This is a genomic window from Sphingopyxis witflariensis (assembly GCF_002205635.1).
In the GTDB taxonomy this organism is placed as follows: domain Bacteria; phylum Pseudomonadota; class Alphaproteobacteria; order Sphingomonadales; family Sphingomonadaceae; genus Sphingopyxis; species Sphingopyxis witflariensis.
The window spans coordinates 536,730-550,235 of the sequence record NZ_NISJ01000002.1 but is presented as its reverse complement, the minus strand read 5'-3'; the positions used below and the strand labels follow the sequence as shown (position 1 = coordinate 550,235).

Annotated in this window: 17 protein-coding genes; 14 read left to right on the top strand and 3 right to left on the bottom strand. The window is 64.0% G+C overall.

Annotation, left to right across the window (positions count from 1 at the left end; translation table 11 throughout):
• Positions 1–133: 133 nt before the first annotated feature.
• The gene (locus CDQ91_RS06570; RefSeq protein WP_088471893.1) at positions 134–454 is read left to right on the top strand and encodes a DUF736 domain-containing protein; all 321 of its coding nucleotides are present in this window, start codon (positions 134–136) and stop codon (positions 452–454) included.
• A 265-nt stretch (positions 455–719) separates the two neighbouring features.
• Here CDQ91_RS06570 and CDQ91_RS06565 read toward each other — a convergent pair whose 3' ends face one another.
• The gene (locus CDQ91_RS06565; RefSeq protein WP_088471892.1) at positions 720–956 is read right to left on the bottom strand and encodes a hypothetical protein; all 237 of its coding nucleotides are present in this window, start codon (positions 954–956) and stop codon (positions 720–722) included.
• A 517-nt stretch (positions 957–1,473) separates the two neighbouring features.
• Between CDQ91_RS06565 and CDQ91_RS21445 the strand changes: the two genes are divergently transcribed.
• The 13 genes from CDQ91_RS21445 (at position 1,474) to mobF (ending at position 11,701) form a co-directional block, all read left to right on the top strand.
• Positions 1,474–1,638, top strand: a complete 165-nt coding sequence (locus CDQ91_RS21445; protein WP_164499231.1) for a hypothetical protein — start codon at positions 1,474–1,476, stop codon at positions 1,636–1,638.
• 123 nt (positions 1,639–1,761) lie between these two features.
• Positions 1,762–2,232 (top strand): hypothetical protein, encoded by a 471-nt coding sequence (locus CDQ91_RS06560; protein ID WP_144036706.1) that lies wholly within the window; start codon positions 1,762–1,764, stop codon positions 2,230–2,232.
• A gap of 297 nt (positions 2,233–2,529) precedes the next feature.
• Positions 2,530–2,844, top strand: coding sequence for a DUF736 domain-containing protein (locus CDQ91_RS06555; protein WP_088471890.1), 315 nt, complete (start codon positions 2,530–2,532; stop codon positions 2,842–2,844).
• A 187-nt stretch (positions 2,845–3,031) separates the two neighbouring features.
• On the top strand, positions 3,032–3,229 hold the full coding sequence (locus CDQ91_RS06550) for a transcriptional regulator domain-containing protein (RefSeq protein WP_088471889.1): 198 nt from the start codon (positions 3,032–3,034) through the stop codon (positions 3,227–3,229).
• A gap of 241 nt (positions 3,230–3,470) precedes the next feature.
• Positions 3,471–3,806, top strand: a complete 336-nt coding sequence (locus CDQ91_RS06545; RefSeq protein WP_336579616.1) for a DNA -binding domain-containing protein — start codon at positions 3,471–3,473, stop codon at positions 3,804–3,806.
• A 119-nt stretch (positions 3,807–3,925) separates the two neighbouring features.
• Positions 3,926–4,177 carry a helix-turn-helix transcriptional regulator gene (locus CDQ91_RS06540; RefSeq protein WP_088471887.1) on the top strand — a complete coding sequence of 84 codons (252 nt, stop codon included), beginning with the start codon at positions 3,926–3,928 and terminating at the stop codon, positions 4,175–4,177.
• Complete coding sequence (locus CDQ91_RS06535; RefSeq protein ID WP_088471886.1) at positions 4,177–4,704, top strand: DUF2840 domain-containing protein; 528 nt, start codon at positions 4,177–4,179, stop codon at positions 4,702–4,704. The genes CDQ91_RS06540 and CDQ91_RS06535 overlap by 1 nt, the downstream gene beginning before the upstream one ends.
• Entirely contained in the window at positions 4,701–5,291 is a 591-nt protein-coding gene (locus CDQ91_RS06530) for a S26 family signal peptidase (protein WP_088471885.1), read from the top strand. Before CDQ91_RS06535 ends, CDQ91_RS06530 begins: the two co-directional genes overlap by 4 nt.
• Entirely contained in the window at positions 5,288–5,617 is a 330-nt protein-coding gene (locus tag CDQ91_RS06525) for a DUF736 domain-containing protein (protein WP_088471884.1), read from the top strand. The genes CDQ91_RS06530 and CDQ91_RS06525 overlap by 4 nt, the downstream gene beginning before the upstream one ends.
• Positions 5,618–5,620: 3 nt before the next feature.
• On the top strand, positions 5,621–6,367 hold the full coding sequence (locus CDQ91_RS06520) for a lytic transglycosylase domain-containing protein (RefSeq protein WP_419722546.1): 747 nt from the start codon (positions 5,621–5,623) through the stop codon (positions 6,365–6,367).
• Between the two features lie 281 nt (positions 6,368–6,648).
• Positions 6,649–7,020, top strand: coding sequence for a hypothetical protein (locus CDQ91_RS06515; protein WP_088471883.1), 372 nt, complete (start codon positions 6,649–6,651; stop codon positions 7,018–7,020).
• Positions 7,017–8,909 carry a type IV secretion system DNA-binding domain-containing protein gene (locus CDQ91_RS06510; RefSeq protein ID WP_088471882.1) on the top strand — a complete coding sequence of 631 codons (1,893 nt, stop codon included), beginning with the start codon at positions 7,017–7,019 and terminating at the stop codon, positions 8,907–8,909. The genes CDQ91_RS06515 and CDQ91_RS06510 overlap by 4 nt, the downstream gene beginning before the upstream one ends.
• Positions 8,909–11,701, top strand: coding sequence for a MobF family relaxase (mobF, locus tag CDQ91_RS06505; RefSeq protein WP_088471881.1), 2,793 nt, complete (start codon positions 8,909–8,911; stop codon positions 11,699–11,701). Before CDQ91_RS06510 ends, mobF begins: the two co-directional genes overlap by 1 nt.
• 392 nt (positions 11,702–12,093) lie before the next feature.
• Here the strand turns inward: mobF and CDQ91_RS06500 are convergent, their stop codons facing one another.
• Positions 12,094–13,056, bottom strand: coding sequence for a JAB domain-containing protein (locus tag CDQ91_RS06500; protein ID WP_158213626.1), 963 nt, complete (start codon positions 13,054–13,056; stop codon positions 12,094–12,096).
• A complete protein-coding gene (locus CDQ91_RS21215; RefSeq protein WP_158213625.1) occupies positions 13,053–13,490 on the bottom strand; it encodes a hypothetical protein in 438 nt (145 codons plus the stop codon). Before CDQ91_RS21215 ends, CDQ91_RS06500 begins: the two co-directional genes overlap by 4 nt.
• Between the last annotated feature and the right edge of the window lie 16 nt (positions 13,491–13,506).

The window sequence follows — 13,506 nt, the reverse complement described above, 5'->3', positions numbered from 1 at the left end:
GCACCCGGTTCACCTCACCCATCCACTTCGCTCCCCGTGTTGCGGCACGTGGAGGACGGGGCCTTTCACCCCGCAGAGACAATAATCGCGCGTGGTGGATCCTACCCACCACTCTTGGCGCACGAGACTTCATATGGCCACCATCGCAAATCTCACCGTCAAGGCGGACGGCAGCTTCGAAGGCACGCTCGCCACCCTCAGCGTCACCGCGCCGATCGCGATCATCCCGAACGGCCGCAAGGTGAAGGACAGCGAGCCCGACTATCGTGTCGTCAGCCGCAAAAATGGTTTCGAGCTCGGCGCCGGCTGGGTGCGGACCGCGCAGACCACTGGCGCCGAATATGTCTCGGTGTCGCTCTCGGCTCCCGAACTTGGGACGATCTACTGCAACATTGCGAATGCGCCGGGTGACGATCTTTCGAAGAAGGTTCTCATCTGGAACCCGCCGAGCTGAATCGGATTTGGCTCCGCCGCCAGGCGGAGCCAAATTTCCCGGCTTCGGTGTTTCCTAACCAAATGAGGCGGCATCATGTAAGAAACGGGAAAATCCGAAATGCGCCCGCGACCACCAACGCGGCAGCAAAAAACCTCGACGTCCATATTATGGTCGCTTTTCGCTCTTCTGGAGGTTTTTGGTTCATTTCGTGCGCAATGATCCAATTCCATAAACCGCCCAAAAACATCGCGCATGATTGCAAAACGGCTTCGATCGTTTCCAATCAACCTTCCGCCAGAGCGGCGTCGATCATTGCGCGCCATGCGTCGGCAGAGGCATCTCTTTTGTCATGGCGATCGGCGGCGGACAGCATCGACACGCTCGGCTCGCGGATCGCCTGGAGGACGGCGCGGGCCTCGGGCAGATAGTCCGCCCACAGCGGCTTGCGGTCCATGGTCGCGTTCTCGGGGTGACCATCGAGGCGGCATAGGGCGCGGGCGGCGCGTTCGAGGGGCGTCATCGGCATGTTCCTATCAATAAACCAGCCGCCTGTTCATCACAATGATGTCGGCCATGAACCGAATCTCGGTCCATGCGCGGGCCGACGACGGTGCTGACACTGACCCGCTCATCATAGCCCTCATGCTGGTGCATGCCCGGTCAGCACCCGGCGTTTCTGGCGCTATGCGGGCGCGGCGGCGGCTCTGGACATTGGCGCTCGCAATCATCGTGTTGCCAGGCCTCGTCGGTTGCCCGCTGCCACGCGTTGCCCGCAACCATCCCCAAACTGGCGAGGCGCAACCTTACGCATGGGTCAGCAAGACCATGCCCGGCGCCTTGTCCGGACCGCGGGATCATCCCGCTCTCGATTGCCGCTGTTCCCTGGCGCGAGGTCAGGCCTCCTTCAATCAACCCGCAAGGGGTCCCTACGCTTCGCTTGGGCCGCTGCCTTCGGCTGCGGTGATTGCGGCCTGTCCCCGGCCGACGGGGCGACTGTCGAGCGGGAATGGTCCCGCTCCTTACGCAGGAGCCTCGATATGCCGCTTTCCACCGCCCAATCGCTCGGCTGGAACCTCGCCCGCACGATGATGACCATCATCGTCCTCATCGAAACCTCGCAGGGCTTCTCCGTGATGCCGCTCGACGAATTCGACGGCGATCCCGGCTGCATCGTCTGCGAATATGATCCGTTCAACCGCTGATTGTCATGGCCTCGGTTCAAGGTGGTTCGGATTACCGTTCCACCTTGCCGGCCGTTTGGCTATGATGGAACCGCAGATTGCGCTGTGGTGGTGGTGGCGAGCGCGTCCGACAGGAGGACGCTTGTGACCCTGATGCTCATCCTCGGCGGTATCACCGCACTCTACTTTATTTGGCTGCTTTTCCGCGCAGCGGCATTGACGTTACCTCTCTATGCGGGAGCCGGCGCCGCGCTCTTGCTCCACGATCAAGGCTATGGCTTGGCGGCAGTCCTGGCGGCGGGGTTCATGATCGGACTCGTCGTTCAGCTGACCGGCCAGCTGTTCTACACGTCCATCCGCTCGCCGCTGCTGCGGGCGCTTGTCGCACTGCTTTTCGCTGGGCCCGCGGGATTTGCGGGATATCAGGTCGTTACGGGACTGGCGGGTCTTGCGATCGACAAGGGGGTCTGGCTTGATGGACTCGCACTTGCTGGCGGCCTGTGCACGGCGTCGTCAGCATGGCGTGGTCTCGGACGGGCCGGGTCGGATGAGCAGGGGGAGAGCGTCCCGCTCACGCGCACAGCGCGGGTGTCGATCCCGGCATCGCGGGCATAGTCCTTCATCAGCTTGCCGTCGGGGACTGATCTTTCCGGACCGTTGCCGCACCAGCACGGCCTCTTCGAATGCGCGATCTGGCACCAAGCCGCTTCGCTGGGCCGGCTTGCCGCAACGGCGCGCTCACGACTTTCTTCCCCCGGCGTGCCGCCGTTCCTCGCGAAACAAGAAAGACGCACCGCGCCGTCCTGCACTTCGTTGCGGGCCCTTCGGGCTGCGGCGCCGTCCCCTTGCTGCCCGTCGATGCGCATCGAGGCCGCGCTGGTGCGGGCTCGAACCTGAGGAAAGGATATCATCATGGCCAAGATCGGCAGCTTCAAGAAAATCTCCGGCGAATACCGGGGTCAAATCATCACCCTCTCGGTGCAGGCGAAATCGGTTCGCATCACGCCCGAGGCCAAACCGAACGGCAACGCGCCGAGCCACCGGGTCTTCGTTGGCGACGCCGAAGTGGGCGCGGCCTGGGAGAAGACGAGCCAGGACAAGCGTCCCTACCTCTCGGTCAAACTCGACGACCCGAGCTTCACGGCGCCCATCTTCGCGCAGCTCTTCACGGGCGAAGGCGATGAATATGATCTCGTCTGGAGCCGCCAGAGCCGCCGCGAGAATTGAGCGGCAGATAATCGCCGTCCGGCTCCTGCCGGGCGGCGATATCCTCATATTGGGACCTTTGCGCGCGAACGTTTGGATCGGTGCTCGACGAGCCTATGGTATAGGCTCCGAGTGCCAGAAGCGAGGTTGCTATGGAAACTGGATGACTTTCCGTGCTTTATCCTCACCTGGCTTCGGGAGGTGAGTGATGAAACAGGCATGTGACTGGCGGTCGCCAGATTTTCTGAAGATATTCGAACAATATGATCGCGCCGATTTCGCGCAGGAATTCCTGCGCCGAAACCCGCGCTACCGCGCCGGCTATCGCGCCGCGTCCCTGACGGGCCGCACTAACGCCGCGCTCGACCGGCTGGCCCGCCAATGGGGGTTGGTCTTTCGCCGTTGACCCCGATGCCAGTGCCGAGCGTGCACCCGCCATCTGGCGGCCCCAGCTCTGCGCCCTCACCGCGATCGCCGCGCCAGCGCCATCGGGCTTCGCCGCGGCGGCCCTGTCGGATATCGCGGACGCGGGGGTTGTTTCTGCGGAGCTGATCTCGCACCGCGAATGGCATCTGATCCTGACGATCGAAGGTCGCCGTTACCGACTCTGGATTTCTGACTGCGAGCGCGACGAACCAATCGCTTATGTGGTGCCCGCCGATGGGCATGCCGAAACACGTCAGACGGCAACCCGCGGACTGCATCGCCGCATTATCAGGCGCTCCACGCCGCACAGGGTCGCATGCGGGCAGCCCGGCGCCTCCGAACGCTGGCGGCTCGTCCAGTGGCTTCGCATGCTCGACGGCCTCGACGAAAATGTCTCGCCGCGCGATCTCGCGGCGGCGCTGATCCTCGCCGATGCGAGTCATTATTCGGCGGCCGAATGGGACGCCTCGAGTGAGCGCCGCCGTATCGCACGCTGGCAGCGCGGCGCGATCGCGATGCGCGATGGGGGGTATCGCCGACTCCTCGGCGGAGGCTGATCGGGACATTCCGCCGCCACGCATTTTGTCCGTTCCCGGGTCGGCCCAAGATTTCCGAATGTCGCCTCCTGCCCGCCGGCCGCGCCTCCCGCGTCCGGCGGGGCGCCAGGAGCCCCGTCATGCATGCTATTCCCGTCCCGACCGTCCCGCGATTTCTCAAGACCCCCGACGCAGCCGTGCACCTTGGGCTGTCCGCGCGCACCCTCGAAAAGCATCGCTGCTACGGCACAGGTCCGACCTATCATAAGCTCGGTGGCCGGATCGTCTATGCAATCGACGATCTTAATGCCTGGGCCGAAATCGGCCGGCGTCATTCGACATCGGATCCCGGCGAGGGCACCGTTCATCCGGCGCGCCCGGTGCGCCGCTGATGCGCAGCCACTGCGTTCCCGCGCTTTCGTCGCAATACGCGGCGCCGGCCCTTCCGGGGTCGCGCGGCAGCCTGACGGAAGTCGAACTGACCTCGATCGAGGGGCGCCTCGAGCAGGGGATCCGCTTCGGCCGGATCGCCGCGGTATGCATTCGCGGTCGCAGCACGAGCGTCGCCGCGTTCCGGCCCGGCGCCACCTTCGCCTTCGTCCGCTGGACGTCGAACAATTATGGGATCGTCCATTCGAGCATCGCGATTGTCACCGCGGTGGCGGCTGGCCAGCCTTATGCGAGGCTCCCGTTCATTCGTCCGGGCGGCGACATCCTGCTTCGCGTCGATGAGTGGCCGAAGGTCCAGCTGGTGCTCAACGCGATCGACGCTGTCGACGCCGCCGGCATCGACCCGTGCGATGCCGCGCCCGATCATTGGCGCCATGTAGGTATCCGAGTTGCGGCGGGCATGCCCTTCCGACCCTATAACGCCGACCGCCATGCGGCATGGCTTCGCCGCCGGGCGATCGAGGCATGAACCGTTCCTATCTTGCCGCCACCATTGCGGCCACCTCGCTCTTCGGCACGGCTTTTGTCGTCGTCGCCTGGCTTGCGCCGGCGCCGCGCCTGCTCTGGAATGCGAGCGCCAGCGCTCCGATCGGTCTTTATAGCATCGAGCGCGATGCGTCGCCGCGCGTCGGCGATCTCGTCGCGATCCGGCCGCCCGCTTCGCTCGGCGCCTATCTGGCGGCGCGCCATTATCTCCCGCTCGGCGTGCCACTGCTCAAGCGCGTCGCCGCCTTGCCCGGCGCACGCGTCTGCAGATCAGGCGTGTTCGTGACCATCGACGGGCATGCGGTCGCACGCGCGCTGGCGCGCGACCGCCTGGGCCGACCGCTGCCGGTCTGGCTCGGTTGTCGCATCGTCGGCGCGCACGAACTCTTCCTCGTCAACGCCGCGCCGGACAGCCTCGATGGTCGATATTTTGGTCCGCTAGCCGCCGAGGGCCTGATCGGCACCGCGCGCCCGATTCTTACGCGCGATGCCCCCGATGCGCCGCTTCGCTGGCGCTCGTCCACCACCGCCCACTCTGTTTTCCTCACCAGCCAGGAGTATTGGCAATGATTATTGGCACCTTTCGCAACAATGGCGACGGCTACATCGGTTGCATCCACACGCTCACACTCAATGCCGAAGTGAACATCGTGCGCGCTGAGCATGCGGACGACGAAGATGCGCCCGAGTGGCGCGTCTTTCTCGGCCACGTCGAGGATGGCGTAGAGATTGGTGTTGGCCGCAGCGACCTCTCGTTGCGCGGCTTTATTATCACCTTGGAAATGGATGACCCGGCGCTCGGGGCGCCGCTATGCGCGAACCTGCTGCGCCGATCCCGCAGCGGCGAGCCCCTGCGCCTACGCTGGACGCGTTCCGACACGCCGGAACAGCGCTAGGCCATGGCGAACGCGCTGTATCGCCGCCGCATCGCAATTGCGTTCGCAATGCGCATCGCGGTGCATTCAGCCGGCCTGGCCGCGACCTTCGCTCTGGTCTCGACGAGCGCTGCGGCTGCAGCTTCGTCGGCGATCGATCCGCACCCTTATGCCGGTCCGGTCGCCGAAGCGGCGCAGCGCTTCGGCATTCCGGAGATCTGGATCTGGCGCGTGATGCACGCCGAAAGCCGCGGCAATCGTCGTGCAGTTTCGCGCGCGGGTGCGATGGGGCTGATGCAGATCATGCCCGCGACCTGGGGAATGCTTACGTTGCGGCACGGTCTCGGCCGCGACCCGTTTGACGTCCGCGCGAATATCCTTGCGGGCGCCGCCTATCTGCGCGCGATGTGGGACCGCTACCGCGACGTCCGCTTGATGCTGGCGGCCTATAATGCGGGCCCTGGCCGCGCCGATGCCTATGCGGCCGGACGGCGCGGCCTGCCCGCCGAGACAGTCACTTACGTCCGCCAGATCGCACCCGAATTCGGCGCATCGGGCACGGCTTCGTCGGTTCCCGCGCCGACACGCGCGGTGCCGGGCTGGCAGGGCGCATCGCTCTTCACCCAGCGTGAAAGCGACAAACAGCCTGAAAACTCGTCAGCGGCTTCGACCATTGCGCAAACACTCGATGGTTGGTCACCAGCATCGCGACCGCCAACAAAAACGTCGCCCAATCCGCTTTTTGTACCGCTTTCCGGTCGAGGCGAATGACAAGATACTTGCCCGTCTGCGAAGCGAACAACGTCTCGTGCAATGCATGTCAGATCGGACCGAACGATGACTCAACTGATAGCCTATGACGCAAGGTTGCAGGGCCGCGATGCTACGCATCGGACCCGTAATTTGGATACACACCTCACGCACGGGTGCATCCAGCTTTTCCGCCGCTTTCCGAGCGGCGGATCCGACGGCACTTCCACTTTGGCGCCTGAGAACGCCGCGATTCCGCCGATTTTGGAGACGGCGTATCGCCGCCGCCGGCGAGAACAGCAATGAGGCTGGTCAAACATACAGTTCGCCTTCCGCCGGAGGTCGACAAGGCCGTTCTTGAGCTTGCGAAAGCGAAAGGGGACACCGTCTATGCGATGCTCGCGACATGCATCGAAGCCGGCGTTGCGGCGCTGGATGCGCCACCGCTGAACGAAACCGTCAGTCATGAGCTTGTGACGGAGATGGCCTCGGTCAGCACCCGTCTGGCCGAGGTTGAGCGGATGCTCGACCGGACCTTGTACATTGCATGCACCGCCTACTGTTATGCACGCAGCGCGTCGCAGGGTGCCGGGAAGACCGATGAGGTCGTCCTCGTGGAAATCAACCGAGCCTATGATCGGCAGATAGCGATCGCGCGGGAGGACAGGTCATGAACAGGTCTCCCGATCGCCGCATCCATGCCGACGCGCTGCGCCGCCATTATCGTTACAGCCAGACACGACGGTTCAAACGGCACGTCGCGATCATGTTGTCGTCGATCGCGCTCGGCGGATTCTCCGCACCCTATCTGATGCTCGATCCGGGCAACGTGCAGGCGACCGGTACCTACTATCATGCGAACATCCTGACATGGTTCGCGGGCGCCGCGGGCGGCGACCCCGGGATGACGATTCGACAAGATGGTGTGGACTATCGGGTGTCGGCCCGGGCGGTCGCAGCCCATGGATATTATCGTCAATCAGCGAACGTCACGGTCTCGTTCGTCAAACGCGGAAGCATGTTGGGGTTTATAGCGTGGCTTTCGGGCCTGTTCCTTTTGCGCGAGGTCGCGGCCCGGCGACGCGAGCGGGCGCTACGCGATCGTTATGTCGGCGGTACTTTGGTGACGTCTGAGCGGAAGCTCGTGAAACTGGCGAGAGGCGATGCCGGCGCGCGGGCCTTGGCGATCGGACCGGTTCCCTTCCCGAACCGGCTCGAAACCCGGCACATGGCGATGATAGGAACGACCGGCAGCGGCAAGACAACCGTCCTGCGTCAGCTGCTCGACGGGATCGAGGCGCGTGGTGAGGCGGCGTTGGTCTATGACACGAGCGGCGAGTTTATCGCGCAATATTACAACCCCGAACGCGGTGACATCATCCTCAATCCGTTCGACGCGCGCTGCGCCTATTGGTCGCCCTTCGCCGAGATTGCCCACCCCGCTGATGCCGACCGCATCGCAACCCAGTTGATCACCGAGACCGGGCAGCATGACCGCGACGTCTGGCTCGAGACCAGCCGCATCCTCGTCGCCAATATGATCCGCGCCCTCTGGCGCCAGAAGAAGGGCACGCTGCCCGATCTGCTCCATGCGCTTCAAGTTCGAACCAAGGATGACCTCAAGGCCTGGCTCGGCGACACTTCGTCCGCGCGCACCTTCGCCGACGACGCGGATCGGGCAACGGGCAGCGTCCTCTTCATGTTGGCGAAGGCGGCGAACCTCATCCAGTTCCTGCGGATGCAGGAAGGCGATGAGCCATCTTTTGCCTTTCGGGACTTCCTGTCCGGTCTCGACGAGCGAAAGGGGCCAAAGCCCTGGATCTTCGTGCCGCGGAAGGAGGATTATTTCGAGGCAGCGAAGCCCTTGCTTGCCTGCTGGCTCGAATGCGCGGCGAGCGCCTTGCTGGGGCTGCCGCCGTCTTCCGATCGCCGGATCTGGTTCTTGCTCGACGAACTTGCCGACCTGCCGCGCGTCGACAATCTTGCGCGGCTGCTGCCAGAAGGCAGAAAGTTTGGCGCCGCCGTCGTCCTGACCTTTCAGGCGGTCGGCCAGATGCGGCACCGCTATGGTAAGGATCTCGCCGAATCCATGCTCGGCTGCTGCAACACCAAGCTGTTCCTTCAGGCGGGTGATGCCGAGACGCGAACGTGGGCGAGCGACACGATCGGCACCTGCGAGGTCGAGGTCCATACCATGAGCGGCGCGCTGGACGACGACGATGGCAAGGTCAGGATGACCTTGGGTCGGCAACGGAAATCCCGACCTGCCGTGCTTGAAAGCGAACTGCGTCTCGCGCGATACGAGGGTTATCTCCTGTTTCCTGATGGATTTCCGGTGGCACGAATTTCGCTCAGCGACGATCATGTCAGGCGACGTGGCGAACCCCGCCAACGCGCTTTTGTCGCTGCCAACCCGGAGACCAGCCTGTCGCAGCAGTCGTCGGAAGTGCCGCGCGAGTCCAAGGCTGAGTGCACCGCGCAAGCCGCTACCGAGAAACCAAAACCGAAGCCAAAGCAGAAACCAGCGGAGCGCCCGCCCGCAGTCGATGATGGGCCGGTCTGATGGTCGCATCGGTATCGGTGCTCACCAGTTCGGCGCAGGCGAGCAGCTATTATGAGGCTGATGACTATTATGCCGAAGGGGGGCTCTCTCCATCCGAATGGCATGGGAAGGGTGCCGACGAACTCGGCTTGTCAGGCGATGTTGATCGCGAGACCTTCCGCGAACTGCTCGACGGCAAGATCGGCGACCAGCAGCTCGGCACCGTTCGCGACGGGCAGTTTGAGCATCGGCCCGGCTGGGACGTGACCCTGAGCGCGCCCAAATCGGTGTCGATCATGGCCGAGGTCGCGGGCGACCGGCGGCTGATCGACGCGCATGGCGGGGCGGTGAAGACGGCGCTTGCCCATGTCGAGACGCATATGGCCGCGACCCGCGTCCGGCACGGTGGCGCGGTGTCCCGCGAGGCGACCGCCAATCTCATCGTCGCGAGTTTCCAGCATGGCACCAGCCGTGCTCAGGATCCGCAGCTCCATACCCACAATGTCATTATGAATGCGACACAGGGAGAGGACGGCAGTTGGCGCAGTCTTGAACCCCGCGCCATCTATCAGCTTCAGAAGCAGATCGGCGCCATCTACCGGCAGGAACTGGCGCTGAAGGTGCGTGAGCTCGGTTATGAGATTGAGACCGGAAGGGACTCGATGTTCGAGATCAGGGGCGTCACTGCGGACGTCATGGCAGCATTCAGCACCCGCAGCGCCGAGATTGAGACGGCGCTCAGCGAGCTCGGCACCTCGCGCGAAGCCGCCAGCGCCGCCGAAAAGCAAATGGCCGCGCTCGACACCCGCCGGTCAAAGGTCGCGGTCGATCATGCGTCCCTTGTCGCCGATTGGCGCGAGACGGCCAGTAACGCAGGGTTCGGACCGGAAGCACGGCAGGCGATGGTCCGCAACACCGAGATGAAGGCCGCCGGCGCTCCGCTCCGTGCCGATATGGCCGCGCAGGCCACGATGGCGGATCGCGCCCTGGCCCATGCTGCCGATAAGCTCGGCGAACGCCAATCGGTCTTTTCTGCGGCCGCGTTGCACGAGGAAGCCGGACGGATCGGACTGGGCAAAGTCGGTTATGCACAAATTGGTGCGGCGATCGCGTCGGCGACCCGGCAGGGGAGCTTGATCGAGCGTACATATCTTGATCGGCGCGGCGCCGAGTTTTCCGGCTTCACGACCCGCGAAAATGTCGAAGCCGAAACGAAATTGCTGCGGATCGAAGCGCGTGGGCGCGGCGCGCTCGCGCCCATCGCTTCGCCGCTGGCTGCCGCCAAGGCGGTAGCCGGCGTATCGGCGCGGGGCGAACGAGCCGGCTTTGCCTGGAATGCCGATCAGCGCGCGGCGACCGAGCAGATATTGACCAGCCGCAATCGCATCACCGCGGTCCAGGGATATGCCGGTACCGCCAAAACCACGACCGTCCTCGCGACCTTCGCCCGCGAAGCCGAAGCGCGCGACGTTGCGGTCGTTGCCCTCGCGCCCACAGCATCGGCGGCGATGGTGTTGGGGGAGGCCCTCGGAACGCGCGGCGATACGGTCGCGCGGCATTTACTGTCGCCCGAGCCGTCGGCTCATGGGCGGCCCGCCGCATGGATTGTGGATGAAGCATCGCTGCTGTCCGCGCGCGATACCGCTCGCCTGTTCGACCTGGCCGACCAGCACCATGCCCGCGTCATCCTCGTCGGCGATGTAAAGCAGCTTGGATCGGTCGAGGCCGGCGCGGCCTTCAAGCAGTTGCAGGACGCTGGCATGGAAACCGCCAGGCTCGCCGAGATTGTTCGCCAGACCAACACCGCGACCAGGGACGCCGTACTGGCCTCGATCGAGGGCGACGCGAAAAAGGCGCTCGCGGCGCTCGATCATGGCGGCGGGGAGATCGTCGAGGCCGCTGACCGCGCCGAGCGCTTCGCTGCCATGGCAAAGCGATATGCCGAGCTGGACCAGAAGGCGCGCGCGCGCACTCTTGTCATTGAGCCATCGCGCGAAGGACGCGATGCACTGACTGCGGACATTCGCGCGGCCCTTTCCCAATCGGGCGCGCTCACCGGGCCTGCCGTCGCCATGCAGAGTCTTGGCAGTAAAGGGCTAACCCGCGCCGAGGCGCGCGATCCTCTGAGTTATGACCGAGGCGATGTCGTCCGCTTCGCCCGCGACTATGCCGACAAGGGCGTGACGAAAGGCGAAGCCTATCGCGTTGAAAATATCGACCCTGTCAAATCCGCGATCGCTCTCAAATCGGAGGACGGGCGCGAAGTGGATTGGCGTTTGCGGCAGTGGGGCGCCGCGAAGGTACAGGTTTTCGAGCCGCAGCGTATGGAAGTCAGGATTGGTGAGAATATCCGCTTCACCCGCAACGATCGTGACGCGGGCCGGATCAACGGTGCGCGTGGAATAGTGACCGCGGTTGACGAGAAGGCCCGCACGGCGACGGTGCGGGGCCAGCGGGGCCAGACGCAGACACTTCGGCTCGATGCTGCCCGCGATCAGCATATCGCCCACGCCTATGTCGATACGGCTTTCGCTGCCCAAGGCCGCACAGCCGATCACGTCATCATCCACGCCGACAGTCGCGCCACCAATCTGGTCGATCAGAAATCCTTCTACGTCGGAATCTCGCGAGCCAAACAGTCCGCCACGGTTTTCACCAATAGTCGCGCCGGGCTGATCTCCGCGATAAACGAACGCGCCGGAACGGTCCAAACAGCGATTCCCCCAGCAGCGTTATCCGCACCAGCCGCTCACAACTCGGCGGCAACGGCCCTGTCCAAGTCTTTGTCCTTGCGATCGGGCATGGGGCTTTGAGCAACAGGCGCTCGATACCAAACACGTCGCCGCACCAGAACCATGCTCGCTCGCGGACGATATTCTCGAATTCCCGGCTATGCGCGCCCAACGCCATCCTTGCAGATCATCCGGCCCATCTCACACTTGAATCTGGGCGAGTGAACAGGATGTGCCGCGTCTGCCCCTTTCGTCTCGAACCAGGATGCCCTTGGTAATTCAGACCCGTTCAGCGGTCGATTGGGCATCTCGCATTGGCGTCCTGCGAAGAATATGCCCCATAATCACCGCATTTTATGCGGAGATTATGGGGCATATTCTCCGCGCGAAAACCTCAGGCCATTGCGCCGGTAAAGGCCATCGCTGCGAAGCGGCTGCGCGTGGCTGGACGGATAATGATGCGATTTCGCGGCTCACGCGTCGCCCTCCGCAAAATAGGCGGTCAGCCGGTGCGCGAGATCTGGACTCAGCCGCACATAATTTCGCCGGCCATCGTCACGGTCCGCCTCGCGGCTGATCAGACCCTCTTCACAAAGCCGCCGAAGCAAGCGGAGCGCACTGGTTGTGGGTAGCCCCGAGGCGATGCATGCCGAACTCGTGGAAACCGATCTGGCTTCGCCTTCATGAATAAAGAGGTCGAGCAATATCTCCCAGGCGGGTTCGCCGAACAATTCATCGGCGCCGACAAGTTGCCGGCGCAACAGCCGTCGTCTTACCGTGCGCCGCGCATTGGACAGGGCAAGACGGGTCTGCTCCGAGTCGGCAGTCCGGTCACGAAGCGCGTTCCGCTGCCGCCGTGGCTTGCTCGCTCTCCGCTGCAAGATCGCTCCATGCTGGTTGCTCGTCACGATAATATGTTCGAGCACGTCGACATCGAGCGCATAGCCAATCCCGACCAGCCGATCGGTCACATCCACATCGCCGCGGCTCGGGGCCGGATTGCCGCTGGGGTGATTGTGGACCAGAATGATGCCGGCAGCGTTAAGTTCGAGAGCACGGCGGAAAATGGTGCGCGGATAGACCGTGAGTTGCCCGATGGTCCCATATTGCAATTGCTCGTCCGAAATCAGGCGCCGCGATGAATCGAGAAACAGCACGCGCAGAATTTCATGGGGCAGCGCCCCCATCGACGCCTGCAGATATTGGATCAGCTTGGGATCGGATGGCGTGAGGACGCGGCCAGTCATTTGCGAACGCATGGCCTCAAGCGTCGCCGCGCGCGCAGTGGTCAGCATCATGGCGACCGGGCTGTTCTTCCCGAGAATCCTGCCGAGCGAGGCGGGCGATTGCGCCCAAAGACGCGCGAGCGTGCGATATTCCGAGAGCAGGGTATCCGCCAACGTCCGGCTGTTCGCCGGATCGATCGCCGCGATCAAATCTGCCAGGACGGCTCGCTCTCGCCGCGCGCCAGCCGTTGTTGGTGACGCCAGGTTGCGAGGATGAGGATCAGCGGCACCGGCCAGGAGGTCGCCACCTGCATCGTGAGATAGACTGACGGTTGCATCGTCACGTCCAGCCACCGCGTCGTGTGTGCGAGGATCGGAAGCATGTGGAGCACGGCGGCGCACATAGGCCAGAAACGATGTGCAAACAGCGCGAGGCCGGTCGTCGCCGCTACGCCGAAAAAATCTATCGCGAGATGCCCGAGGTCCAGCGCCGCATATTCCGGCGGGACGAACACATGAAGGAGCTGGTCGGCTCCCACCATCGTCAACGCGATCGCCGCCATGGCGCGCTCGGGACCACCCCCGCGCCAAGCGGCATAACCGGTCGCGACCAGCAAGAAGGCGAGAAACAAGGCGATGCGCACCGCTCCAGACTTCCAT